At 35.7% G+C, this 24,962-nt stretch carries 21 protein-coding genes; 6 read left to right on the forward strand and 15 right to left on the reverse strand.

Annotation, left to right across the window (positions count from 1 at the left end; genetic code table 11):
* Positions 1-7: 7 nt before the first annotated feature.
* The 6 genes from A9Q93_RS08710 to A9Q93_RS08735 form a co-directional block, all read right to left on the reverse strand.
* Positions 8-2,011 carry a fumarate reductase/succinate dehydrogenase flavoprotein subunit gene (locus A9Q93_RS08710; protein WP_303687005.1) on the reverse strand — a complete coding sequence of 668 codons (2,004 nt, stop codon included), beginning with the start codon at positions 2,009-2,011 and terminating at the stop codon, positions 8-10.
* Positions 2,012-2,023: 12 nt separating this feature from the next.
* Entirely contained in the window at positions 2,024-2,686 is a 663-nt protein-coding gene (locus A9Q93_RS08715; RefSeq protein WP_303687006.1) for a succinate dehydrogenase cytochrome b subunit, read from the reverse strand.
* Between the two features lie 276 nt (positions 2,687-2,962).
* The gene (locus A9Q93_RS08720) at positions 2,963-3,946 is read right to left on the reverse strand and encodes a PKD domain-containing protein (protein WP_303687007.1); all 984 of its coding nucleotides are present in this window, start codon (positions 3,944-3,946) and stop codon (positions 2,963-2,965) included.
* A gap of 10 nt (positions 3,947-3,956) precedes the next feature.
* Positions 3,957-5,513: a hypothetical protein gene (locus A9Q93_RS08725; protein ID WP_303687008.1), complete on the reverse strand. Its 1,557-nt coding sequence runs from the start codon at positions 5,511-5,513 to the stop codon at positions 3,957-3,959.
* Positions 5,514-5,527: 14 nt separating this feature from the next.
* Positions 5,528-6,985 carry a RagB/SusD family nutrient uptake outer membrane protein gene (locus tag A9Q93_RS08730; RefSeq protein ID WP_303687009.1) on the reverse strand — a complete coding sequence of 486 codons (1,458 nt, stop codon included), beginning with the start codon at positions 6,983-6,985 and terminating at the stop codon, positions 5,528-5,530.
* Between the two features lie 12 nt (positions 6,986-6,997).
* Positions 6,998-10,024: a TonB-dependent receptor gene (locus A9Q93_RS08735; protein ID WP_303687010.1), complete on the reverse strand. Its 3,027-nt coding sequence runs from the start codon at positions 10,022-10,024 to the stop codon at positions 6,998-7,000.
* Between the two features lie 438 nt (positions 10,025-10,462).
* On the opposite strand from A9Q93_RS08735, the gene A9Q93_RS08740 reads away from it, so the two are divergent.
* The 5 genes from A9Q93_RS08740 to rsmI all read left to right on the forward strand — a co-directional run bounded on the left by A9Q93_RS08740 (position 10,463) and on the right by rsmI (position 16,544).
* Entirely contained in the window at positions 10,463-11,173 is a 711-nt protein-coding gene (locus A9Q93_RS08740; protein ID WP_303687011.1) for a hypothetical protein, read from the forward strand.
* Positions 11,174-11,259: 86 nt separating this feature from the next.
* Positions 11,260-12,867: a hypothetical protein gene (locus A9Q93_RS08745; protein WP_303687012.1), complete on the forward strand. Its 1,608-nt coding sequence runs from the start codon at positions 11,260-11,262 to the stop codon at positions 12,865-12,867.
* 8 nt (positions 12,868-12,875) lie between these two features.
* A complete protein-coding gene (locus A9Q93_RS08750) occupies positions 12,876-14,252 on the forward strand; it encodes a LysM peptidoglycan-binding domain-containing protein (RefSeq protein WP_303687013.1) in 1,377 nt (458 codons plus the stop codon).
* A complete protein-coding gene (locus A9Q93_RS08755; protein ID WP_303687014.1) occupies positions 14,249-15,715 on the forward strand; it encodes an MBOAT family protein in 1,467 nt (488 codons plus the stop codon). The genes A9Q93_RS08750 and A9Q93_RS08755 overlap by 4 nt, the downstream gene beginning before the upstream one ends.
* A 145-nt stretch (positions 15,716-15,860) precedes the next feature.
* On the forward strand, positions 15,861-16,544 hold the full coding sequence (rsmI, locus tag A9Q93_RS08760) for a 16S rRNA (cytidine(1402)-2'-O)-methyltransferase (RefSeq protein ID WP_303687015.1): 684 nt from the start codon (positions 15,861-15,863) through the stop codon (positions 16,542-16,544).
* An 83-nt stretch (positions 16,545-16,627) separates the two neighbouring features.
* On the opposite strand, the gene A9Q93_RS08765 is transcribed toward rsmI, so the two are convergent.
* The 9 genes from A9Q93_RS08765 to A9Q93_RS08805 all read right to left on the reverse strand — a co-directional run bounded on the left by A9Q93_RS08765 (position 16,628) and on the right by A9Q93_RS08805 (position 23,495).
* Positions 16,628-17,389: an exodeoxyribonuclease III gene (locus A9Q93_RS08765; protein WP_303687016.1), complete on the reverse strand. Its 762-nt coding sequence runs from the start codon at positions 17,387-17,389 to the stop codon at positions 16,628-16,630.
* 226 nt (positions 17,390-17,615) lie between these two features.
* Positions 17,616-18,695, reverse strand: a complete 1,080-nt coding sequence (locus A9Q93_RS08770; RefSeq protein ID WP_303687017.1) for an isoaspartyl peptidase/L-asparaginase family protein — start codon at positions 18,693-18,695, stop codon at positions 17,616-17,618.
* A 51-nt stretch (positions 18,696-18,746) separates the two neighbouring features.
* A complete protein-coding gene (arfB, locus tag A9Q93_RS08775) occupies positions 18,747-19,145 on the reverse strand; it encodes an alternative ribosome rescue aminoacyl-tRNA hydrolase ArfB (protein WP_303687018.1) in 399 nt (132 codons plus the stop codon).
* The gene (locus tag A9Q93_RS08780; RefSeq protein WP_303687019.1) at positions 19,142-20,698 is read right to left on the reverse strand and encodes a DUF4301 family protein; all 1,557 of its coding nucleotides are present in this window, start codon (positions 20,696-20,698) and stop codon (positions 19,142-19,144) included. The genes arfB and A9Q93_RS08780 overlap by 4 nt, the downstream gene beginning before the upstream one ends.
* Complete coding sequence (locus A9Q93_RS08785) at positions 20,695-21,255, reverse strand: ATP-binding protein (RefSeq protein ID WP_303687020.1); 561 nt, start codon at positions 21,253-21,255, stop codon at positions 20,695-20,697. Before A9Q93_RS08785 ends, A9Q93_RS08780 begins: the two co-directional genes overlap by 4 nt.
* Positions 21,216-21,845, reverse strand: a complete 630-nt coding sequence (pnuC, locus tag A9Q93_RS08790) for a nicotinamide riboside transporter PnuC (RefSeq protein WP_303687021.1) — start codon at positions 21,843-21,845, stop codon at positions 21,216-21,218. The genes A9Q93_RS08785 and pnuC overlap by 40 nt, the downstream gene beginning before the upstream one ends.
* Complete coding sequence (locus A9Q93_RS08795) at positions 21,845-22,105, reverse strand: hypothetical protein (RefSeq protein WP_303687022.1); 261 nt, start codon at positions 22,103-22,105, stop codon at positions 21,845-21,847. Before A9Q93_RS08795 ends, pnuC begins: the two co-directional genes overlap by 1 nt.
* Before the next feature lie 30 nt (positions 22,106-22,135).
* A complete protein-coding gene (locus A9Q93_RS08800) occupies positions 22,136-22,867 on the reverse strand; it encodes a geranylgeranylglyceryl/heptaprenylglyceryl phosphate synthase (RefSeq protein WP_303687023.1) in 732 nt (243 codons plus the stop codon).
* Positions 22,860-23,495: a 4'-phosphopantetheinyl transferase superfamily protein gene (locus A9Q93_RS08805; RefSeq protein WP_303687024.1), complete on the reverse strand. Its 636-nt coding sequence runs from the start codon at positions 23,493-23,495 to the stop codon at positions 22,860-22,862. The genes A9Q93_RS08800 and A9Q93_RS08805 overlap by 8 nt, the downstream gene beginning before the upstream one ends.
* Positions 23,496-23,607: 112 nt before the next feature.
* Between A9Q93_RS08805 and ahcY the strand changes: the two genes are divergently transcribed.
* On the forward strand, positions 23,608-24,924 hold the full coding sequence (ahcY, locus tag A9Q93_RS08810; RefSeq protein ID WP_303687025.1) for an adenosylhomocysteinase: 1,317 nt from the start codon (positions 23,608-23,610) through the stop codon (positions 24,922-24,924).
* Positions 24,925-24,962: the final 38 nt, after the last annotated feature.

Here is a 24,962-nt window from a genome sequence, read left to right on the forward strand (position 1 = left end):
AATTCAATTATTTGTAGCTACGAGTTTTCAATTCTACATTTTCAAAGACTAAGTCTTCCTTATGTAACTTAGCATCTCTAGGGTTCTCGTTGTATTCCCATGCACTTACAAAAGCAAAGTTTTCATCATCTCGTAATGCTTCACCTTCGGCAGTTTGATACTCCTCACGGAAGTGACCACCACAACTCTCATTTCTAGTTAAAGCATCTTTTGCAAACAACTCTCCTAATTCAAGGAAATCTGCCACACGACCTGCTTTTTCTAGTTCTTGATTCTTAGTATCAGCACTTCCTGGAACTTTTACATTCTTCCAAAAATCTGCTCTTAATTCAGCAATTTCATCCATCGCCGCTTGTAGATCTGTAGCATTACGGGACATACCACATTTATTCCACATGATCAATCCTAGCTTCTTGTGATAATAATCTACAGAATGCGTTCCTGCTCCATTCATCAATTTTTCGATGCGAGCACGAGTATCTTTTTCTGCCTGTTCAAATTCTGGTGTTTCAGTAGAAATCTCTCCAGTTCTTATTTCATTTGCTAGGTAATCTCCTATAGTATAAGGAAGTACAAAGTAACCATCTGCCAGACCTTGCATTAATGCACTGGCTCCTAGACGGTTTGCACCATGATCAGAGAAGTTTGCTTCACCAGCGGCAAAACAACCTGGTACTGTAGTTTGTAAGTTATAATCTACCCATAATCCTCCCATAGTATAGTGAACCGCTGGGAAAATTTTCATAGGTACTTCATAAGGGTTTTCATCTGTAATGTTACGGTACATGTCAAATAAGTTACCGTACTTTTTCTCAATTACTTTTTTACCTAGTGCAATCATTTCTGCTTCACTAGCATCTTTATTACCACTTGTTAAAGCTTCAACTTTTCCATATCTTAAGAAAGATGCCTCAAAGTCTAAGTAAACTGCATTACCTGTTTTATTAACTCCATATCCTGCGTCACAACGCTCTTTTGCTGCTCGGGAAGCAACATCACGAGGCACTAAGTTACCAAAGGCAGGATATCTTCTCTCTAAGTAATAATCTCTATCTTCTTCTTTAAGATCTACACCTCTTAATTTTCCTTCACGTATTGCCTTTGCATCTTCAAGATTTTTAGGAACCCAAATACGACCATCATTACGTAACGATTCTGACATTAAAGTCAGTTTAGATTGATGCTCACCACTTACAGGAATACAAGTAGGGTGAATTTGTGTATAACAAGGATTTGCAAAGTATGCCCCACGACGGTGTGTTCTCCACGCAGCCATTACATTACTTCCCATTGCATTTGTAGAAAGGAAAAATACGTTTCCATAACCACCAGAAGCGATTACAACAGCATGCGCTCCATGTCTTTCTATCTCACCGGTAACTAGGTTACGAGCGATAATTCCACGAGCTTTACCATCAACCTTAACAAGGTCTAACATTTCATGACGGTTAAATGGTGTTACCTTACCACGATTGATCTGTCTATTTAATGCGGAATATGCTCCTAACAACAACTGCTGTCCTGTCTGTCCAGCGGCATAAAAAGTTCTAGAAACAAGAACACCACCGAAAGAACGGTTATCTAATAAACCACCGTATTCACGTGCAAAAGGAACTCCTTGTGCAACACACTGGTCTATGATATTTGAAGAAACCTCTGCAAGTCTATGCACATTTGCCTCGCGAGATCTATAATCACCACCTTTAATTGTATCATAGAATAAGCGGAAGTTTGAATCTCCGTCTCCCTGATAGTTTTTGGCAGCATTAATACCACCTTGTGCAGCAATAGAGTGCGCACGACGTGGTGAATCATTATAACAAAATGTCTTCACGTTATAACCTAACTCTGCAAGTGTAGCAGCAGCACTACCACCAGCAAGTCCTGTTCCCACTACGATAACGTCTATATTACGCTTGTTAGCCGGATTAACTAGGTTAATAGTATTTTTATGTTTTACCCACTTTTCAGCAAGTGGTCCTTGAGGTACTTTAGAATCTAATACTGACATAATCTATTATTATTAGTGAGTAAAGTGGTGATACAATGCGATAAAAATGAAACCAGCAGGTATTAATACTGACCATGCATAGGTTGCTTTTCTTAAACCATCACCTTTATTAATCGCCTTTGCACCCATAGATTGAAATGAACTATTAAATCCATGCCATAAGTGAAGGGCTAGCAAAACAAAAGAAACAACGTAAATCCCTACTCTTACAGGGCTTACAAACTTCTCTTTTAATTCTGGTAAATATCTAGTAGCATCTTCAGGCTGCACATCAATGTACTTAACAGTCATTTCATGCACCCAAAAATCATACATATGCAATCCTAAAAATGCAAGAACAACAAGACCTGTAATAATCATATTACGAGATACCCATTGTGAATTTGAATTCCCAGAAAACTTTGCATATTTTATAGGACGGGCTTTTCTGTTTTGAATATCTAAAACAATACCCATAACAAAATGAACAATTAATCCACCTATTAAAATAGGCTGTGCAACAAATTGAACAAGAGGATTATACCCCATAAAATGTGACCACTCGTTAAAAGTGTCTGGAGCAATAACTGATGTAATATTAATTACAAAGTGCTGCGTTAAAAATATAACCAGAAATAATCCTGAAAGTGCCATTACCCACTTCCTAGCAAGCGATGATTTTACTAATGCGCTCATGTATAATTTTTTAGTTTACCGCAAAGATAACTTTCAGTTGTATCAATTTCAATCGTAAGAGTCAAAAGGCTTTGTTAACAGGCTTATTTGGATTGAGTCTTAATAGTTTTGCTTATTATCTCCCATGTTTAGTAGTACTTCACCTCTTTACCTTTCAACTGTATTGTTAATATAGTGTTTCAATTTTGTTGTAGTGATCTCGCTTTCGCGAAAGCGGAAATAAAAAAAGCCACTTCGTTAAAAGCGGCTTCTCATTATTACATAACAATTAGAATTCTAAATGCAATTAGGATTAGGATTTACAGGAACCTCAGTTGTTAAAACATGATACCATGCTAGTGCTGGATCGTTTGCTTGAACAGTTCTGAAAACCACTCTATTTGCTGTTATTTCTAGAATCTCATATTCACTACTACCTACATACCAGCTAAGGAAATTATCATTTCCAAGAATTATACTAGTTTTTCTAGACTCTGTTTCTGGAACATCAGTATCAAGAGTAGGCGTAAATGTAACTAAACCTGGCGCTGGTGCGGTAAAAGGTAAACATTCATCAGAATTGTTTGGATTATTTGCAGATGGACCACCAAATTGTGATAAATAGGTGTTGTGAAAATAGGTACTTCCAAAATTTTTCAATTCAAAAGTTACATCGTTCCCAGTTTTTGTAAATATCATTTCGTCTTCATAGAAACATTCAGTTAGATCCACACAATATCTTCCAAAAGGCGACACTCCAAAAAAGGCAGGAGTATAATAAGCTTCTGGAGATTGCCCACCTATAAGATTAGTAGGACCTACACCCCAGTGCGCATTCTCTGCTACTGACCAATACCATGTTTTACTTGAGCCTCCAGTTAAAAAGTCCTTTGCCTCAGAGTCATCAAAGGTACTCAGTACATCTATTAAAATAGTTTGAGTTGTGGCAGCACCACCGGTTCCTGTAGCAGTTACTGTAACACTATAAGTATTAGTACCTAATTCTACAAAACGGTGTTCTATCTCACCATCAAAAGTTGATCCCTGGCGTCCATCACCAAAATCATAAGTGTAATTTAATGCATTATCTGAAGCGGCGTTAAATATTACTATACCTGTACCATCTCCATTAGGCTCTGCAGCACTTTGACCTTGTATGCTAGCCGTAAGAGTTAAATTTGAAGGTGCTATAACAGCTCCAAATTCAGCATCATCATCCTGACATGATGAAACTGAAACAATAACTATGAGCATCAAAAAAAGTTTGCTGATATATTTCATAACTCTTATTTTAATTTGTTTTTATTAAGTCATCTATATAAATAGTCTCCGGAGCAGAAGTTGCTTGCAACGGATCAAAGAAGATGACTACATTTCTTAAATCGTCCATTGTATTACCTGTAAAACCTGTGAAAGTTAACTCTTCCCATCCGTTTGCTACTGTCGTAGTTACATTTGTAACCTCTTGAAATAATCCACCATTACCTATGCGTTCTACCTTGAGCCAAACCGGTAAACCTGCTCGAGGCGAATATACTTTCAAGGTAAATGATGTGGTTGCATTAAAAACCACTGGTTGATCTAATACAATTGCCACTAAAGCAAAGTTGTTAGGTCCAGTTGCATTTCTATCAAATTGCAACACTGTACTTGAACTATTAACTGGGTCTGGCGTAGCATTAGGAACTATAGCAAAACTACCGTTATTAGTCCCGATGTTGTAGACTCTATTTGAGTCTTCAAAATCGAGAGGTAAAAGTATAGGCGCACCTTCTGCCAATTCAATATCGTCAAAATAATTTGTATCTCCAGTAGGAGCTCCACCTAAATCAAAAAACACAACGAAGCGACTGAATGGTTGGGTAGTATCTAATCCTGCAGTGTTAAAAAACAAGGTTTCCCACTCATTTGATACTGTAGTAAACGCTTCATAATCTGCAGATGCGATAGAGCCGTCTGCATTTTCTAACTTGATAGTCACTTTAGTTCCGACTGGCATCGGAGACCAAGTTTTCATTCTAATATTTTGCGGTCCAGCAAAATCTATAGGTCCACCTAGCGGCACTACAACTCCTCCAAAGGTTTGTGTTCCTGTTTTTTGAATACTTACTACGCGAGAACTATTGTTACCTACACTCACATCGGGATTACTTATAATAGACACTGCAGATTCAAATCCTATAAGATTATAATTTAAAGTAGTCGATTCAAAGTCTAATGGTAAAACAACTGGATCTTCAATCATAACAACTTCAGTGGTCTCAGTAGTAGCAGCACCACCGCTCAAAGCTGTTACGGTAACTGTATAAGCACCAGTATTAGAATATTCATAATCTACTGTATCGCCTTCCATAAAAGTTACTGGAGCAAGTAAGGGATCTTCGCCAAATGCTACTTCAAAGGAGGTTTCAAAATCTGCAGTAGCACTAACTGAAATTCCAAAATTAGATGCAGCACTTTCTGTTATAGTAACTGCTAAATTTTCTGGAGCTCTAAAAGAAACATCTAAATTCTTTATAAGCTCAGCGGTATCTCCATTCAGGTTAAAGGCAACAATTCTAATAGGATAACTACCTTCAGGATAAGCACGCTCTGCATTTTCTCCTAAAGCTAGCACCTCAGATTCTCCGGATCCATCAGCAAAAAACACTTCAAAACTACTAACATTTGTTCCTGAAGGTGAAATAGTAACTACCCCTGAATTATCTTGTGTAATATTAAACAGCACATCAAGATTAGACGGAGCCTCAATACCGGCGCCTAAGTCCGTATCTTCATCACTTTCACAACCTGATAATGACACAAATACTACCATTATACTGACAAACAAAAATTTTAAATTTTTCATCTCAATTCGTATTATTAATAATTAGGATTTTGTGCCCATCTATTTCCAGAAAGAAGTATTTCTTCTAATGGGATAGGAAAAACCTCATGTTTACCTGCAACAAAGCCATCAATTTGTGCAGCTGCACGTCCAGTTCTTACCAGATCAAAAAAGTGATGTCCTTCACCTACAAGTTCTAATCTACGCTCTAAAAATATGGCATCACCCAGTGCAACTCCAGAAAGTTGAACATCTGGTAGATTTACTCTAGTACGTACTGTATTTAAATAAGTTCTAGCCTGACCGTCGCCTAAATTGCCACTATTGTAGGCTTCGGCAGCCATTAAGTAAACATCAGCTAGTCTAATAGCTCGGTAATTATTAGGGTTTGTAAGGTTAGCATCTCCTGTATTTAAGTCACCTTGTCTTGCTATATATTTTCTATTATAAAATCCAGTATGTTCAAATCCTATACTGAAAGTTGCTCCGTTTGCAGCAGCAAAAGTATCAATGTCTAGTATTGCTACATCTCTCCTTGGGTCTGCAGCATCAAAAAGATCGAACACTTCTTGAGTTGGAACATTAAAACTAAACCCAGATTCAAATTCTGGACCATCATAGTTTCTTATTCCATTAAATCCTACTGCGACATTTCCTTCACTACACTGTAAACAACCAAAACCGGCTCCTTCTAGATCTGAATATTGAATTTCAAATACCGACTCAGAATTATTTTCATTATCATTTTCAAAAATGGTTGAATAGTCAGTAACAAGACTGTATTCATTTGATAAAATAAGGTCATCTAGCACATCAGCAGCCTCTAAATATTTTTCTTGAAACAAGTATACTTTACCTAATAAAGCCTGCGCACTTCCTTTAGTTGCTCTACCTACATCTGGTGTAGTGTACTCTAAATTATCTATTGCAAATATTAAATCTCTTTCGATCTGAGCGTAGACATCTGCTTTAGGCGTACGATCTATTTCAAATTGATCTCCAAACAAGAATCTTTGATCAACTACTAATGGCACATCTCCAAAAAACTTAACCAATTCAAAATAGTAATATGCTCTTAGGAATCTCGTCTCACCTAATACCCTAGGCTTATCAGGAAAATCTGTTTTATCTTGAAATTCCATAATATAGTTTGCTCTATTTACACCTGCAAACATCCACCTCCAAATATCAGATAGCTGATCGTTTACCGGAGTGTGAATCATGTCATCGATTTGTTGAATCCCAATAACATCAGTAGCACTTTCTCCACCGGCTAATGTATTATCAGAAGCAATTTCACCTAACATAACGTTTAAATAGCTAGATTGTAATAAGTCATATGCAGCAACTAAAGCGCTTTCATAATCTTCTTGCGAGTTAAAGAAGTTCTCTGAGTTAGGATCTTCACTTTCTATGTCTAAATACTCTTCACTGCAAGCATTAAAACCGATCGCAATGACGAATAATAAAATATATACTTTAAAAATTTTCATCTTGATTCTTTTTTAAAATTTAGCATTTATTCCTAATAAAAATGTTCTTGCCACTGGATAAAAACCATTATCTATACCACTAGCTAAAGGGTCTCCAGAGCTAGCGCTTGGGTCATAACCTTGGTATTTTGTCAAAGTAAAAGCATTGTTAACAGAGGCATATACTCTAAGACCACTAAGCTTAAGATTATCTAAGGCGCTTTCATTTACGGTATATCCTAATTGCATGTTTTGAGCTCTTAAAAAAGAGGCATCTTCTACAAAAAAGTCTGAAAAAACTTGGTTTGCAGTGGCACCGGTAGTTACTCGAGGAAAAGAATTAGTACTTCCTGGACCAGTCCACCTATTGAGAACATTAGTAGTCAAATTTGTAAGAGGTTGATTACGCTCATAATTACGCACCATATCATTACCAATAGAAGCATACAAATAAGTTTGAAAATCCCAATTCTTATAATTTACACTAAGATTTAATCCCATAGTATAATCCGGTAATGGATCTCCTAATTCCACACGATCATCCAAATTTATAGCTCCATCTCCATTTACATCTCTATATCTAAAATCACCAGGTTGCGCCTCAGCTCCTAGAGCAATCTGAGATGGATGGGCTGCAACTTCAGCCGCATTTTGAAAAATCCCATCAGTTTGATAGCCATAAAAATAGCCGATTGTGAAACCTTCTTCAAATCTTGTTATAGGAGGCTGTCCTACTCCAAAACCACCAGCTTCAATAAATCCGTTGTCATTATTTACAAAAAGCACTTCATTATCTAAGGTGGAAGCATTGAAACTTACATTAAAGCTTAAGTTATCTGTTAATTGATCAGCATATCCAACAGAAAACTCTAAACCTTTATTACGAATATCACCACCATTTATAAATGGAGCGCTAGATCCAGGAGCTCCTGATCCTAATATTCCAGAAACTTGAGGAGCTAGCAATAGATCTTTTGTCTCCCTATTAAAATAATCTAAGGTTAGGTTTAATTTATTGGATAGAAATGCCATGTCTAACCCAATGTTTGTAGTATACTGCTCCTCCCACTTGATTTCAGGATTGCTTAGAGCTCCACCAGCCGTACCATTAATAATTTGATCATTAAATACGTACTGACCTTCACCAGTGAGTAATGATACATATCCAAACGCCGGAATTCGATCATTACCTATCACGCCGGCAGACGCTCTTACCTTAAGGAAATCTATAAAATTATTATCCTTAAGAAAAGATTCTTCACTTGCAATCCATCCTACACTCGCTGACGGGAAAAAACCGAACTGATTTTCTGGTCCAAATATGGTACTACCATCTCTTCTCAACACACCAGAGAACAAATATTTCCCTTGATAATCATACTGCACTCTCAAGAAATGAGAAAGTAGTCTTTGATCAAATCTACGCGCACCATTTTCATCTCCATTTATTACTCGATCTGCATCGGCTATACTTACTTCATTATAATCATTACTAACATTTCCAAAACCGGTAAACCCATTAAAATCTCCTCTTGTCCTAAAAGCACTCATACCTAAAGTTGCCTCCAGATTATGCCTATCGTTAAATGTATTATCATATTTTATAAATGCATCATAAGTATAATCACTAAAATAGTTTTCATAAGTAGAAAATACATTTTCAGTTAAGTTAAAAACCTTACCTGAACCATAAAAAGCTCTAGGATTAAAATTATTTCCATAGGCCTCAGAATAATTGGCTTGAATACGAGCTGTCGCTTCAAAGTGATCTAAAAAGGAATAAGTGAGTCCAAAGTTACCACTGATCTTTCCTACCTTATTTTTATTATATGTGTTCGCTAATTGTGCTTCTGGATTTATCACCTCATTACCTAACCCTTCTGCTAGACTGAATTCACCAGTAGCATCTCTTACTGGAATGGTAGGAGCCATGTTTAAGGCATTAAATAATACAGATCCTAATCCACCGTCGTTAATACCTTTATTACTAGTGTAAGAATAAAGGAAACCAGTTTTCATCTCTAAGTTTTTAGTCCATTTATGGTCAAAATTTCCTCTCATCGTAAAACGATCAAAATCTGACTTTTGACCTCCTACAATTCCGTCTTGAGCAAGTATTGCCATTCCTACTGCATACTTAGACTTTTCAGTTCCTCCTCTTACAGAAAAATCATTGTTAAGAATAAGTGCATCTTCAAAAACCTCATCTTGATAGTTTGTATTTGAAAGATTTGAAATATCAGTAAATGGAATAGCCTCTCCATTATTTGCAAAAGCCTCATTTTTAATTAAAGCATATTGTTGGGCATTCAAACTAGGCAACTTTCTCGAAGTTTCTTGAAATCCACCCCAAGAGTTGAATTCTAATTGCAATGGTTGATTTTTACGCCCGCCTTTTGTAGTTATTATAACCACCCCATTTGCAGCTCGCACACCATAAATACCTGCTGTAGCATCTTTAAGAACTGAGATACTTTCAATATCTCCTGGATTTATAACACTTAAATCCTCAATAATGTTGCCATCAACTAAAATTAAAGGTCTGTTATCACCATTTGTAGATATACCTCTTATTCTAATGTTTAAACCAGCACCAGGAGACCCAGATGAAGAGGTAACATTTACTCCAGGAACTTGTCCTTGAAGTGCTTGTTCTACACGAGTAGGTTTAAGATTTTCAATAACTTCACTGTCCACAATACTAACAGCACCAGTAACCTCGCGTACGGCTTGAGTACCATATCCTATCACAACTACTTCTTCTAGAGCAGCAACATCTTCCTCCATCGTTATAGTGATAGGTTCAAAATTTACTACAGTGTATTCTTGAGCTACAGTACCTATAAAAGTAAACTTTAACACATCACCAGTAGAAGCCGCAATAGAGAACACTCCATCAAAATCTGTTGTGGTAGCTGTTTTTGCATTCACGTTTTGAACGGTAACACCTAGCAATGTTTCACCTGTGGTTCCTTCAAGAACCTTTCCTGTTACAATACCTTGTTGTGCATAACTTATAAAAGCCACAAAATAAAAAAGGAGTAAAGTAAATTTATTCATGAATATTAATTTAATTACAAATTATAGAAATCCTACTACAACGTTGTATGTTAACTTTATAATAAAACTATCTTGTAAAATTACAATACAATATTCTAAGCGTTGGTTTTTGTTTACTCAAAGAAAACACATCACATTTAAATCACTCATTTACAATGAATAATATTTTTAAACTCTAAGTTTTTGATAGAAATGTTGTGGTTATGTATAGTTATTATAATCACGTAGTTACCTTATCATTTGAGATAATATTTTAATAAACACCTAAAAAACTCTAATAGAAAATCTTAATCACGTTTCTAGAAAGAGGTGCATTTGCTTTGATTATCTCGCTTTCGCGAAAGTGAAACAGTAATATAAGTAGGTTACAACCGTTACCTTGATACGAGAATTTTAATACTATTATTTGCACTAACAGTTCCTTTATTAGCAGCTGGCATGACAGAAATCAAAACAATCCATGTTTATGTGGCTTTATGCGATAATGCTAATCAAGGAATAGCTCCAGTACCTGAAAAACTAGGTAATGGTCAGAATCCTATTTATAATTTATATTGGGGAGCAGGTTATGGGGTAAAAACATACTTTCATAACAGTAATGACTGGAATGTTATTAAAGTTAGTAAAAATGTGGATTTACTAATCTTAGAACGCATTCTATATAAACATAAGACCAGTAACACCTATATGCTAGCCGATGCATATGATGGGGCACAGATTGCGCAAACTACCATAGATTTTCTAGAAGCGAGTGCAGGCCGCAATGGGTTTCAAATAGATTATGATGGTGAGCTACTCTGTTTTGGTGGAGATGCAAATTTGCTAAGCTATATAGGTCATAACGCTTTAATGAATTTTGAAGTTACTGGTGCATTTACTCCAGCTTCAACTAACAAAATAGAAACTATTATTCTAGCGTGCTACAGCAAGTACTATTTTTCTAAAAAGCTCAAAGAAACTGGAGCTTATCCTCTGTTATGGACATCACATCTCATGGCTCCAGAAGCATATACACTTAAATATGCAATAGATGGGTGGATTAAAAAAGAAGATAATTATGCTGTGGCAGAGCGAGCAGCACAAGCCTATCATCAATATCAAGGTTGCCGTATAAATACAGCTAGAGAATTACTTGTCACAGGATTTTAATAAACTGTAAAAGTTTTTCTATCAAGTTATAGCTCTTATTCTTAAATTACACCTTTTCACTCGATTTTATTAGGGGAATATTTATCATGAGTTTTAAAGAGCAAAAGCAATTTATTTATGCATTTACCATCATCGCTGCTGGCAGTATATTGTTCTTTATAAGCAAGCCCTACTTACCTAATAAAATTTTCACCAAACAACTAAGCGCAAATAATATCATAGTAGACAGTCTCATGCTAGAAGCTATAGACATTGAAGAGGTTGAAGAAGAAAAGGAAGTAGTTCTACAAGAAACACTAAATAAAGATAGCATTCATAAAACATCAGAAATTGATAAAACTATTACTCCTGATGATGAAAATAAAATTAAAACGGCCCATACCCATCCATTTTCATTTATAGACATAGGTAGTTTCAACCTAGATCTAACTCATGAAGTAGACTCGTTAGGAAAATACATCTTACCTAAACCTAAAAAACTTACCTCATATAGCGGTAAAGAAAATCTTAAACACTTTTTTGAAAAGCTCTATGAACTAGAAAAATCTACAGAAGGTAATGTGCGTATTGCTTATTACGGCGACTCGATGATTGATGGAGATTTAATAGTCCAAGATTTTAGGAGTGCGTTACAAACAAGATTTGGTGGTAGAGGTGTTGGTTTTGTACCCATAACTTCAGAGAGTGCACGATCTCGTTACTCGATAAAGCATTACACTAGCGGCAACTGGAACACTAAGAATTTTATGAAAGGTCGTGCAGACAGTATTCCTTATGGCATTAATGGAGCAGTTCATTTTTCTCAAGATTCTACAGCTGGAATCAAATTTTTAGCCAGTGGTATTAAAAACTCATATAATCTTAACTCGCCAAGGCTGTATTACGGTAAGGGAAATCCTAATGGTGTAATTCAAATTAAAATTGATAAGGACAGTATAAAGCAAACTATAAAGTTAAATGGAACAAGAAGTCTCAACACAGCTACACTTACAAATAAAGATATAAAGAAAATCAAATTGGAATTTACTCAATCACAAGGCCTTCCTATTTATGGTGTTGATTTTTCTAACAATTCAGGAGTACATGTAGATGGGTTTTCTAAGCGCGGTAACTCTGGACTACCATTAAGCCTGCTTCATACTGCGCAAATGAAAGAATTTGATAAGACATTGGCTTACGACCTCATTATATTACAATTCGGTGCAAATGTGCTCACAAGAAAATCTAAAAATTACACTTGGTATTCTAATCGCATGACCAAAGTGGTGGAACACTTAAAAGCTTCTTTTCCAGAAGCAGACATTCTTATTCTAGGTACTGCAGATAGAGGTACAAAAATGGAAAACCTTATAAAAACAGACAGTGGAGTCGTAAAATTATTGCGATCTCAACAAATTTATGCAGCAAACACTAACTCTGCTTTCATGAGCCTATTTCACCTTATGGGCGGTGCAAATACAGCACAAGTATGGAACGCACATAAATTCATGAATAATGACTACACACATTTTAGTCCTCGAGGTTCGCAAAAAATAGGACGCATGATTTATAGAGATTTGATGGATGATTATGACGCTTTCGCGAAAGCGAGATCACAACAAAAAGAAGAAATAGAGCAGAATTTAAAAGAGGAACTTGCAGCACTACCAGTCAGCGATAGTCTAAAGGTCAAAAACGACAGCTTAAAAAATTAAAACCATTCATGATCAAAAGTTTTTTTATCCTTCTCATAAGCTCAATGACTACAGTTGCCTTTACGCAAGAAATTGCCGACCTACAAATCAACCCTTTGCTTGTAGATAGTAACTTTCAAGTTATCAAAAACGCCCAAGTTCTTGATGATTTTTATAAAAAAGCTGAAGAACTAGAAAGTGGTACCAGAGAAAAGTTAACTATAGTTCAAATAGGCGATTCTCATGTTCAAGGACCTTATTTTCCACAGTACATCAGACAAGGATTACAATCTAAATTTGGAAATGCAGGACGCGGCTTTGTTTTTCCCTATCGAGTTGCAGAAACTAATGGCGCAATTGACGTAAAATTTAAAACCAACAGCGAGTGGAAAGCGGTGCGTAATGTGAAAAGTGATGGCAGCGATGACGTAGGCTTAAGTGGTATCAATCTAGAAACTACAGATACTAATTTCATATTAGAAATGAATTTAAGCGATTCATTAGAACCGGTTAAAGAAATACAAATCATATCGCAACATCCAGAACGCTTTAAAATTTGCACCAGCGACCAACCTCATCTTTTAGAACAAGTAACTGCAACTAAAACCTATAAAATCAAGAGCGGTGATTATTTAGGTAAAATAGCGAGTAAATTTAATACGACGGTAAAGGCTATTCAACGAGCTAACGGTATGAAAAATACTCGCCTCAACGCAGGACAGTCTATTAAAATACCTACAGACGCATCTGAAAGTAAAAAAATAAACGATGAGGCGTTTACTAAGCTATCTACTAAAGATGGTACCACTTATCAAATTCCTGCTGGAACTACAAAATTGTATATAAAAGCTCGTGAAAAAGCGTCAAAGTATGTTTTAGACGGTTTACTCTTGAATACTGGCAAAAAAGGAATTCAATTTCACGCTATAGGAGTAAATGGAACCAAATTTAGTGACTACAATAAGTTTCCTCGATTTTTTGATCAGCTTGCTTCTTTAAATCCAGATCTTATCATCATTTCGTTAGGTACCAATGAAAGTTTCTATGATAATTATACAGAGCAACAGCTTAAGAAAGACATGGATGTTTTTAATCGCGAGATGATCAAACGAGCTATGACAGGAAGCGTGTTGTTAACTTCTCCACCGCCATCGATGAAAAACCGCAAAAACATCAATTCTACAGCTACAGTTTATGCTTATGAAATGGGAGTTTTTGCAAATTTAAATTCGTGGGCATTTTATGACCTTCATGCTGTTTCTAAAACCAGCGCAGCAATGCCAGACTGGTACGCTGCAAAATTGACTTCTAGAGACAAAATTCATTTTCTAGAAAAAGGCTATCAGTTACAAGCTCAATTGCTCTTGGAATCTTTACTTAACTCTTACAACGATTATAAAGAATGATGGAATGGAATGTAATATGGGACTGGCTCAGTTATGATCCACAAAAACCTCTACTGTTTAACAGTGAGGCTTTTTTGTATCTGTTTTTGGGCTTTTTCTTTATTTATATTTTATTGAAAGATGTATGCAGGTTGCGCATTCTTTATGTCATCGCTTTCTCTTTGTTTTTTTATTATAAGTGCAGTGGTATCTACTTTATATTACTCATACTCTCTTCTTTTGTAGATTTTTACATCTCAGATTTAATTTACAAGAGTCAAAAAACGGTCACTAGAAAATGGTTACTCGTTTTATCTTGTGTCATCAATCTAGGTGTCCTTGCTTATTTTAAATACACCGGTTTTCTAACTGAAAACTTCAACGCTCTCTTCTCAGGTGACCTAAGTTTTGACACGATCTTTTTACCTATAGGAATCTCTTTCTACACCTTCCAGACCATGTCATATACGATAGATATTTATAGAAGAGAATTAGAGCCTGCTAGAAATGTATGGGATTTTATGTTTTTTGTTTCCTTCTTCCCACAATTAGTTGCTGGTCCTATTGTAAGAGCAAAAGACTTCATTCCGCAGATCTATGAAAAACTACACCTCACAAAAAAAGAATTGAGTTATGCTTTTTACCTCATCATAGGCGGATTGATTAAAAAAGCCGTGATATCAGATTACATAAGCGTCAATTTTGTAGATCGAGTTTTTAATTTCCCAGATAACTACACTGCTTTTGAGAATTTGCTTGCCGTTTATGGTTATACATTACAAATTTATTGCGATTTCTCCGGTTATTCAGATATCGCAATTGGACTAGCGTTACTACTCGGCTTTCAGTTACCACCTAACTTTAGAACGCCCTACCAAAGCACTAGCGTCACAGAATTCTGGCGCAGGTGGCACATCTCGCTATCGGGCTGGCTGCGTGATTACCTATATATTTCTATGGGTGGTAATCGCAAAGGAAAACTGCGCACTTACTTTAATCTTTTTATGACCATGTTATTAGGTGGTTTGTGGCACGGTGCATCATGGAAGTTTGTTCTTTGGGGCGCGATGCATGGAAGTGTTCTTGCCATAGAAAAAGCTTTTAGAATTCCCAAACTAACCAATAAGGATGTTGCTTTAAAACTCATGGCTGGAATTCTAACTTTTCATTTTGTCGCATTTTGTTGGATATTTTTTAGAGCTTCAGATTTTGCTAATGCTTTGAATGTCATTGATAATATCGGTATGCTAGAATGGAGCCCGCAAAATTGGTGGAGCGTCATTGCTGGATATCAAAATGTGGCCATCGTAATGCTCATAGGCTTTTTATGGCATTTTATACCACAAAATTGGCAAGATCAACAGCTCTTATCTTTTCATAGAATCCCAGTTGTAGGCAAGGTGGTTCTTTTTGCTGTCACTATTTGGATTATCAGTGCAACGGCTAGTAGCGAGGTACAACCGTTTATATATTTTCAGTTTTAAAAGAGGAAGGAATGCTGGATGAAGATGGTATTTATTCCGCTTTCGCGAAAGCGAGATATAAATAAACTACTTCCTTATCCAAGTTCTCCTGCTCGTGCTTTTACTCCAGCCCTACTTCTTTATCTTTGCATTATATATCGCATCTATGAAACTTTACCTTGTTCCTACGCCTATCGGTAATTTAAAAGACATGACTTATCGTGGTGTTGAAATACTGAAAGAGGTGGACCTTATTCTTGCTGAAGACACACGGACAAGTGGTAAATTATTACAACATTATAACATCGCTACTCCTATGCTTTCTTATCACATGCATAATGAACATAAGATTAGTGATGGGATTGTAAAAAGGATCAAAGCCGGAGAAACAATAGCTTTAATAACCGACGCTGGTTCTCCAGGGATAAGCGATCCTGGATTTTTAATTACTCGCAAGTTAATAGAAAATGAAGTTACTGTAGAGTCACTTCCTGGAGCGACTGCTTTTGTTCCTGCACTAACCGTTTCTGGATTGCCAAGCGATAAATTTATTTTTGAAGGATTCTTACCAGTAAAAAAGGGAAGGCAGAAACGACTTGAATTTCTAAAAGAAGAAACTAGAACTATCGTTTTTTATGAATCGCCTCATAAATTATTAAAAACTCTAGCCGACTTTAAAACGCACTATGGTGAGCAGCGACAAGTTTCCATCTCCCGTGAGATTACTAAACTGTACGAAGAGCATTTTAGAGGAACTGTTACCGAAGCCATCACTCATTTTGAACACAAAAAACCTAAAGGTGAATTTGTTGTGGTTTTAGGAGGAATGACTTCCCAGAAAATTGGGTAGTAATATCTATCTTGTTTACTTAAATACATTTACCCAATTTATCTGGGATCTGTTACTACCTTCAAGATGTTTTTTGACAGGAATTACTCTATCTCCACCATAACTGGACAGTGATCACTATGTACTGCCTCACTTAAAATGACTGATCTTTTTACTCGGTCTTTTAAAGGCTCGTTTACCATGTGGTAATCTAATCGCCATCCTTTGTTTCTTGCTCTGGAACCACCACGGTAACTCCACCATGAGTATTGATCTGGTTGATCATTAAACATTCTAAAAGCATCTACAAAGCCGCTTGCTACAAATCGATCCATCCACTCGCGTTCTTCTGGTAAGAAACCTGATGTATTTTTTAATCGTACTGGATCATGAATATCTATAGCTTTATGACAGATGTTATAATCGCCACAGACAATTAAGTTAGGATGCTCTTTGCGCAATTCTTTAGAATACTCTAGAAATTGCTCCATATAGTCAAATTTAAAACTCAATCGAGCATCATTTGTACCGCTAGGTAAATACATAGACATTACAGATATATCTCCAAAGTCAGCTCTTATATTTCTGCCTTCAAAATCGATAGTTTCTATTCCAGTTCCATACTCTACATGATCTGGTTTTATTTTGGAAATAATCGCGGTTCCTGAATAGCCTTTCTTTTGTGCACTGTAATAATACTGGTATTCATATCCTGCCGCCGTAAAAGCCTCTGTATCCACTTGATCTTCTTGAGCTTTTATCTCTTGTAAGCAAAGCACATCTGGATTTGCAGCTACTAACCATTTGATAAAGTCTTTTTTCATCGCGGCGCGTATGCCGTTTACGTTATAGGATATAATTTTCATTTTTTTCTTTTTCTATGTTTATTTCCAAAAAAAAGGAACGCATTCCGAATTTTTCTCTTGCATTTCTACTGACATTACCAGCGGACTGAAATCCACCGCTATGGATAATTTTGTCGCCTCACGGCGTTCTTTTTATTTAGCCGAATTAATTCCGCTTTTTCTTGTAAGTTTATTTCAGAATTTTCATTTTTCTCACAAACTCACAAACTCACAAACTCACAGCTCATTACTCCTTATACATCCCAACAGTAAGCTCACCTTGATCGTCCATCATGGCTCTATACATTCCAGCCGTATTGAACTCCATAGAAACATTTCCTAGATGATCAAGAGCGACGATACCACCAGTTCCTCCTAATTCTACTAATTTCTCCTGTATCACTTCTTTAGTCGCCTCCTTAAGAGTTTTACCACCATATTCCATTAATGCACTTATATCATAAGCCACTTGAGCCCTTATAAAATATTCTCCATGTCCAGTGCTAGAAACACCACAAGTACTATTATTTGCATACGTACCACTTCCTATAATAGGAGAATCACCTATGCGACCATATTTTTTATTAGTCATTCCGCCAGTACTGGTTCCTGCTGCAATGTTACCGTTCTTATCTAATGCTACACAACCTACTGTTCCATATTTAGAATCCTTCAAAAACGGATCTTCCAGTTCTAGAACTGCAGCTGTTTTTTGGTCTTTAGCTTTTTCTCTTTCTAGAACACGCTGTAGAGATTGGTATCTGTTTTCAGTAAAAAAGTATTTGTTGTCTACTATTTCTATGTTGTCATCTTGTAATGATTTTGCAAAGGCATCTGCTCCTTCACCGCTTAATAGCACGTGTTCTGAATCGGTCATTACTTTTCTAGCTAATGAAATAGGATTTTTTACTGTGGTAACACCAGCTATGGCTCCTGCATTTAAAGTTTTGCCATCCATAAAACTTGCATCTAACGAGTTAATTCCATCATGAGTAAAAACCGCACCTTTCCCAGAATTGAAAAGTGGCGAATTTTCCATGATACGTATGCTCGATTCTACCGCATCCATGGCATCACCACCATTTGCCAGAATTTCATGTCCCGCTTTTATAGCTTCAGTAAGTTTTGCATTGTATTGAGCCTCCAGCTCTGGAGTCATATTTTCCTTTTTAATTGTTCCGGCGCCGCCATGAATTACTATGGCAAATTCGTTAGTTACCTTATCTGTAACCTTTAGTACGTCAGATGGAGTTAGCTCTGTATTCTGAGATTGCTCATTACAACTTACAAGAATAATCGCTAGTAATAAATAGATAATATTTTTCATGGGATGTGATTTTATGTTTGCTCTTAAAACTAATTTGTATGAGAAAGGCAATTAATAACGATAGTTACGGTCCTTCTTTTTCTCGCTTTGTTTTTTCTTATCATTGAGCCGTTTACGTTTTACGGCTTTAGGAATTGTTCTTTTCTTCCTTATTTTAGGTTTTAATGCTGCTTTAGATAAGGTATTTATGAACTTTTTAAAAACCAGTTCTTTGTTTTTGGCTTGACTTCTCGACTCTTGACAACCTAGGATCAATATACCGTCGTTAGTGAGTTGGTTCTTTAATTTTGATATGATTCTTTCTTGTTCCGCTTTCGCGAAAGCGAGACTATTTACCACATCAAAATACAACTGTACTTTTGTAGCAACCTTATTAACATTTTGACCGCCGGGACCACTACTAGCAACTGCTTTATACTGAACTTCCTTATGAAGAATCTCTACATTCATGAGTGCAACTGGTGAGCAGGTTTGAGCAAATCGTTTACTGTTTTTACTGGATTAAATGTTTCTAATGGTACTTCTACAAAAATAGTGTTCCAGCAAGCCATGCCGCCATTCCATAAACCAGGAAGTTCTTGAGCTTTAATCTTTATACCGTTGCGAGTTTTATAAGTTATAAAGCCCGTTTCTGGATCGCAATAATTCATCAAATTAAATTTGTTGCCTTGATAATCTCTTACACCACATATGAGATCGACCGGATTAAAATGAGTAGCTTTTTGGGCAATTTCCTTTTGCTTTTTATTATTGTTATCAATTTGTGCACTTTCTACTATTTGAAGAGAATGCTCACCTTGATTATTAATCACCCAAAAAGGACCGCCGCCAGGTTCTCCTTCATTTTTTACCATACCGCAAACACGCAAAGGTCTATTGAGTTGATCAAATAGGTATTCTAATTGATACTCTTGAGCATACTTGTTATAACTACTAGGTAGAACTGAATCTAATTTTTCAGTCAAAAAGTCTTCTATCTCAGATTTTTTAACTGCGTCTACTGTTCCTGATTTTAAGTGGCGTAAATAATTAAAAACTTGTTCTTGAATTTTAAGCAGATACCCTGCTAATGTTTTTTTATAACGTCCTACATGTTGCTCATGAGCAGATGTGGTGACATTATCAATGTTTTTTATGAAAATGACATCGGCATCTAATTCATTAAGATTTCTTAATAAAGCGCCATGGCCTGCAGGACGGAAGAATAAGGAACCGTCATCTAATACAACGGCTTTATTATCTTGATCTACTGCAATAGTATCAGTATTTGAGGATTGATAAGAAAAGCTAATATCAAATGTTGCATTTGTTTTACGTTCTACAATTTGCTGGATACGAGAAAATTCTTCTTTGAAATGATCTTTAAATGCCGGAGCTATGGTGAAGTGTAATCGAGCTATTCCTTCACTTTTTGCGTAAATACATGCTTCAAATAAATGTTCTTCAAATGCGGTTGCTATATGATCTTTGTATTTATGGAAAGGAACTAGACCTTTAGGCATTGAAGCAAAATTAAAACCTTCTTCTAATAGCATTTCTTCTATAAAAAGAAGTTTTTTTGCCTGTACAGGCTTAGATAACCAGTCTTTATGTTTACTTTTTAAAGACTTTATAACTGCTTTATAGAATGGGAATTTCTCCATCCCTACTAGAAATGTAAATAAATCTTGTGCTTTATTACTATTTATATAACCATTTAAAGAGTCCTCTTGCTCATCAAAATTATTGAGCAATTCGTGTAAAAATTTAAACATACGAGTAGCCGCACCACTTGCAGGCACAAACTTGATCAAATTTAAATTTGAGATGCGGTTTTCATAATGATTAATTAATTCGTCATAATCTAAATCTCTGGATGACACAATGCCATCATTCACAACTGCTGGCCGATCCAATTTAACAAGTGGAAATCCTTTTGCAAATCTTTCTAATTGTAAATTAAGGAGTTCTTCAGAGATTCCCTTTTTCTCTAATTGCTCTTTCTGTTTATCTGTAAGAATCATTTAATTATCAAATTTTGAATTGCTTTTAAAGCATTCTTAAATCGCATTTCACCTTTTCCATTTATAATTGCGTAGCTCTTTTCAAATTCTTTTAATCCTCTTTTAAACAGTAAAAACATCTCTTTCCTGTCTTCTGGCTTATCTCTCAAATCATCTGGTGTCCATGCAACATCTACATCAAGTAGTAAATATAAGTCATAATCGCTTTTTCTTACAGCATCTTTTATTTCATGTGGTACTTTGTTGAAATATGCATGAGAGTAAACATAAGTTTCTAGTGCATCAGTATCACAAAATAGGAGCTTATTTGCTTTTTCAACTGCGTTATTTTCTGCAACTCGTTGCCCTATTGCTATGGGTAGTAAATCTTCATAAGAACAGATCTCGCCTCTAGTATCATATTTTTCTTGTAAATAGTCTCTAGCAAACTCGTCAACTTTTACCGTTTTGAAATGAGTAGCAAGCTGGCGTGCAAGTGTACTTTTACCAGTACTTTCTGGTCCGTAAAGGACTATTTTTAAACCGTCAAAGGTTTTTTGTTCAGGTATTTTTTCCATTGTAAGTAGCCGAAGATGGCAAAAATCAATAACAAAACATACAGAATAGCACTAAAACTGTAACCTTTGTAAAAATATAGTGGTATGGAAATAAGATTGCCGAGACCCAAAATCAACCAATGTTCTAATTTTCTACGAGCCATTAACCACATTCCTACAAAAAAGATACCTGTAGTAATCATATCAATATAGGAGACCCAATTTTCTAGCCTTTCTGTTAAAAAATACAATAGAAATATAGCGATTGCCGTACTACTAAATATAGCAAGAGATTTAGCCCAATCACTTTTTATAACTGTGGTTATAGGCTTTTGCTCTCTGTCCATTCCTCCATGCAACCAGTAGTACCATCCATAAACACTCATGATAAAATAATAAGCATTAATAACCATGTCGCCCAGTAGATTCCATTGAAATAATAGATAAACAAATATCAAAGTACTAATGATTCCAAACGGAAAAACTAAAACACTATTCTTATAGGAAAAATATACGCTTATAATACTTACTGCAAATGCTACTAGTTCTAAAACTATATGTTCTGTACTGTAATCACGATACTGTCCGAAAAGAAATTCTAAGACCTCCATTAAAAGAATGGTTCATAATCATGACGGTCTGTTTTTACTACTTTCATATAGAAAAGAACAGCATTTGTCTCTTCCATACTTCGTTGCATTTCTTGAGTTAGAAAAGACATCATAGAAGCAAACTCTCCATAGATTTGCGTTGCTAGTGGATTTTCTAAAACTGTAAATTCTGAGTCACGTAGTCTCTTAATAAAATTGATGATGTGTTGTTCATAATCACTTTGAAGTGGTGACATGGTTAACTCTATAGATGCTTTCATTCTTATTTGCAATTTTGTAACTCTACAAAGCTAGCCATTCCATTTGATATCTTGCTCTATTGCTGTACCTATAACAACCATTTTTGCACCAGCACGATATGTATCTTCTATTTGTTCAATTGTTCTTAATCCACCGCCTACGATTACTGGTATTTTTAATTGTTGAGAAACCTCTTGCACAATCGTTATAGAAACAGGATATATAGCTCCACTTCCAGCCTCGAGATATACTAAAAGATTTCCCATTAGTTGCGCTGTAAAAGCATGATTTACAATCGACATCACATCACTTTGATGGAGTGGTTGTGTCTTTGAAATATTCTGGACAGCGGTTTCTTTACCTCCATCAATTAACAAATAACCGGTAGGAAGAATTTCTAGGTTTGTATTTTTTAATTTCTGAGCTGCCAGAAATTGTTGTTCTATCAAATAATCAGGATTGCGCCCAGATAAAAGATTGGTAAAAAGCAGCCCATGAGCATGTTCTGATAATTGATTATGAGAACCGGGAAAGATAACAATCGGTAAATTGGTGCTTTCTCTTAAAATCTTCATCCAGCTATTAAATGGTACATTTTCCATAGTACTACCGCCTACAAAGAAAAATAACTGATCTATGTTTAACTCATTTTGTAGTGCAGTAATTGTAGATGTAATCGCTTTCGCGAAAGCGGAAATCGCATCCATATCCATCTTTTCTGGATCTATAAGAATAGCAAGACTACGATTTGATTGCGTAATGCTTTTAAGAATATCAATCATTCCTAGATGGAATTACATAAGCTAACATGAAGTTTTCTACCTCTTGAAAAAACACATCAAATTTGAGGTTATCTTGTTCATAAACTATACGGGCAACAGTGGAAAGGTCTTCCATTTCAAATGAAGCTACAAGACAGTGCGCTTTAAACCCTAAGCCTTTTTTACCATACAATTTATACATAGATTCCTTTGCACCCCAAATAACGGTAAGTTCTTTTACAGGATCTTCTAAAGATTTTATGAACTCATCTTCATAACCTATGAATTTAGGAGCGATACGCATAATCTTTTCACGTTGTTTCTCAATGTCGATTCCTATAGAAACATCGCTTATGATTATTGCGGTAAATTCAAAACTGTGTGTTATAGAAATATATTTTTCATCTGTAAGATGAGGCTTACCATGTTCTGAATAATATAAATCTAGATCAGTATAACCTGCATGTATTAATAAATGCCTGATGCTTAAAAATCCACGCCTGTGCAATTCTGAGCTCATGGTAAAAAGCCTGTTCTTTGAATTTTCAGAAAGTTCAATTCCTGTTCTTAAATAGGCCTCTGACTCTGTTATTTTCCAGATGTATACTTGCGTATTTTCTCTGTTGTTAATGGATTTAAAAAGGGGCATAAAAATCGGTTGATTTTTTGTAAGTTTGCAGCCGCAATTTAATAAATAAAAAGGTATTTAAATTGTTGATTTCTAATACTATCAACGACTGAAGTACCAAAACAATAAATTTATGAGCACAAAAACAGTTCCTTACGTACCTTACAAAGTGAAAGATATGTCCCTTGCAGAGTATGGACGTTTAGAAATTCAACTTGCTGAAGCAGAAATGCCAGGTCTTATGTCTTTGAGAGAAGAATATAAAGATGAGCAGCCGCTTAAAGGTGCACGCATAGCAGGATGTCTTCACATGACTATACAAACTGCAGTACTTATTGAAACTCTTGTAGCACTAGGAGCAGATGTAACTTGGTCTTCATGTAATATCTTTTCTACACAAGATCATGCAGCTGCTGCAATAGCTGCCGCAGGTATACCTGTTTATGCATGGAAAGGTATGAACGAGGAAGAATTTAACTGGTGTATTGAGCAAACACTTTTCTTTGGAGAAGACCGCAAGCCTTTAAATATGATTCTTGATGATGGAGGTGATTTAACTAACATGGTTTTTGATGAATATCCTGAACTAGCTGAAGGCATTAATGGACTTTCTGAAGAAACCACTACTGGAGTTCATAGGTTATATGAGCGTATGAAAAACGGTACTCTAGTGATGCCTGCAATCAACGTTAACGACTCTGTAACTAAATCTAAATTTGATAACAAATACGGTTGTCGTGAAAGTGCAGTAGATGCAGTACGTCGTGCTACAGATACTATGCTTGCTGGAAAACGTGTTGTAGTTTGTGGATATGGTGACGTAGGTAAAGGAACGGCTGCCTCTTTTAAAGGTGCTGGATCCATAGTTACTGTGACTGAAATAGACCCTATTTGTGCTTTACAAGCGGTAATGGACGGTTTTGAAGTAAAAAAACTGGAAAACGTAGTTTCAAATGCTGACATAGTAATTACAACTACTGGTAATAAAGACATTATTAGAGGCGAGCACTTTGAAGCAATGCGAGATAAAGTTATTGTTTGTAACATCGGTCACTTTGACAATGAAATAGATGTTGCATATTTGAATACTAATCATGGTGATACAAAAGTTGAAATCAAACCTCAAGTTGATAAATACACCATTAATGGTAAGGATATTATTTTACTTGCTGAAGGTCGCTTAGTAAACCTAGGTTGTGCAACAGGTCACCCTAGTTTTGTAATGAGTAATTCATTTACAAACCAGACTTTAGCACAGATAGAACTGTGGAATAATAGAGACGCATATGAGAATGAGGTTTATATGTTACCTAAACATCTTGATGAAAAAGTAGCAGCGCTGCATTTACAAAGAATGGGAGCTGAACTTACTGAGTTAAAAAGTGATCAAGCAGAATATATAGGTGTGAAGGTTGAAGGACCATTTAAACCAGAATATTACAGATATTAAGAATTTCCAAAAATTCTGATGTTTTATTAGGAAATATT

The organism is Nonlabens dokdonensis, assembly GCF_002162835.1.
In the GTDB taxonomy this organism is placed as follows: Bacteria; Bacteroidota; Bacteroidia; order Flavobacteriales; family Flavobacteriaceae; genus Nonlabens; species Nonlabens dokdonensis_B.

What these genes read in the sequence shown, in the direction of transcription:
- rsmI (WP_303687015.1), top strand. Translation starts at nt 15,861, where the DNA reads ATGAAACTTTACCTTGTTCCTACGCCTATCGGTAATTTAAAAGACATG.
- ahcY (WP_303687025.1), top strand. Translation starts at nt 23,608, where the DNA reads ATGAGCACAAAAACAGTTCCTTACGTACCTTACAAAGTGAAAGATATG.
- A9Q93_RS08780 (WP_303687019.1), bottom strand. Translation starts at nt 20,698, where the DNA reads ATGATTCTTACAGATAAACAGAAAGAGCAATTAGAGAAAAAGGGAATC.
- A9Q93_RS08765 (WP_303687016.1), bottom strand. Translation starts at nt 17,389, where the DNA reads ATGAAAATTATATCCTATAACGTAAACGGCATACGCGCCGCGATGAAA.
- A9Q93_RS08735 (WP_303687010.1), bottom strand. Translation starts at nt 10,024, where the DNA reads ATGAATAAATTTACTTTACTCCTTTTTTATTTTGTGGCTTTTATAAGT.
- A9Q93_RS08715 (WP_303687006.1), bottom strand. Translation starts at nt 2,686, where the DNA reads ATGAGCGCATTAGTAAAATCATCGCTTGCTAGGAAGTGGGTAATGGCA.
- pnuC (WP_303687021.1), bottom strand. Translation starts at nt 21,845, where the DNA reads ATGGAGGTCTTAGAATTTCTTTTCGGACAGTATCGTGATTACAGTACA.
- arfB (WP_303687018.1), bottom strand. Translation starts at nt 19,145, where the DNA reads ATGAATGTAGAGATTCTTCATAAGGAAGTTCAGTATAAAGCAGTTGCT.
- A9Q93_RS08770 (WP_303687017.1), bottom strand. Translation starts at nt 18,695, where the DNA reads ATGAAAAATATTATCTATTTATTACTAGCGATTATTCTTGTAAGTTGT.
- A9Q93_RS08720 (WP_303687007.1), bottom strand. Translation starts at nt 3,946, where the DNA reads ATGAAATATATCAGCAAACTTTTTTTGATGCTCATAGTTATTGTTTCA.
- A9Q93_RS08725 (WP_303687008.1), bottom strand. Translation starts at nt 5,513, where the DNA reads ATGAAAAATTTAAAATTTTTGTTTGTCAGTATAATGGTAGTATTTGTG.
- A9Q93_RS08785 (WP_303687020.1), bottom strand. Translation starts at nt 21,255, where the DNA reads ATGGAAAAAATACCTGAACAAAAAACCTTTGACGGTTTAAAAATAGTC.
- A9Q93_RS08740 (WP_303687011.1), top strand. Translation starts at nt 10,463, where the DNA reads ATGACAGAAATCAAAACAATCCATGTTTATGTGGCTTTATGCGATAAT.
- A9Q93_RS08795 (WP_303687022.1), bottom strand. Translation starts at nt 22,105, where the DNA reads ATGAAAGCATCTATAGAGTTAACCATGTCACCACTTCAAAGTGATTAT.
- A9Q93_RS08710 (WP_303687005.1), bottom strand. Translation starts at nt 2,011, where the DNA reads ATGTCAGTATTAGATTCTAAAGTACCTCAAGGACCACTTGCTGAAAAG.
- A9Q93_RS08745 (WP_303687012.1), top strand. Translation starts at nt 11,260, where the DNA reads ATGAGTTTTAAAGAGCAAAAGCAATTTATTTATGCATTTACCATCATC.
- A9Q93_RS08755 (WP_303687014.1), top strand. Translation starts at nt 14,249, where the DNA reads ATGATGGAATGGAATGTAATATGGGACTGGCTCAGTTATGATCCACAA.
- A9Q93_RS08730 (WP_303687009.1), bottom strand. Translation starts at nt 6,985, where the DNA reads ATGAAAATTTTTAAAGTATATATTTTATTATTCGTCATTGCGATCGGT.
- A9Q93_RS08805 (WP_303687024.1), bottom strand. Translation starts at nt 23,495, where the DNA reads ATGCCCCTTTTTAAATCCATTAACAACAGAGAAAATACGCAAGTATAC.
- A9Q93_RS08800 (WP_303687023.1), bottom strand. Translation starts at nt 22,867, where the DNA reads ATGATTGATATTCTTAAAAGCATTACGCAATCAAATCGTAGTCTTGCT.
- A9Q93_RS08750 (WP_303687013.1), top strand. Translation starts at nt 12,876, where the DNA reads ATGATCAAAAGTTTTTTTATCCTTCTCATAAGCTCAATGACTACAGTT.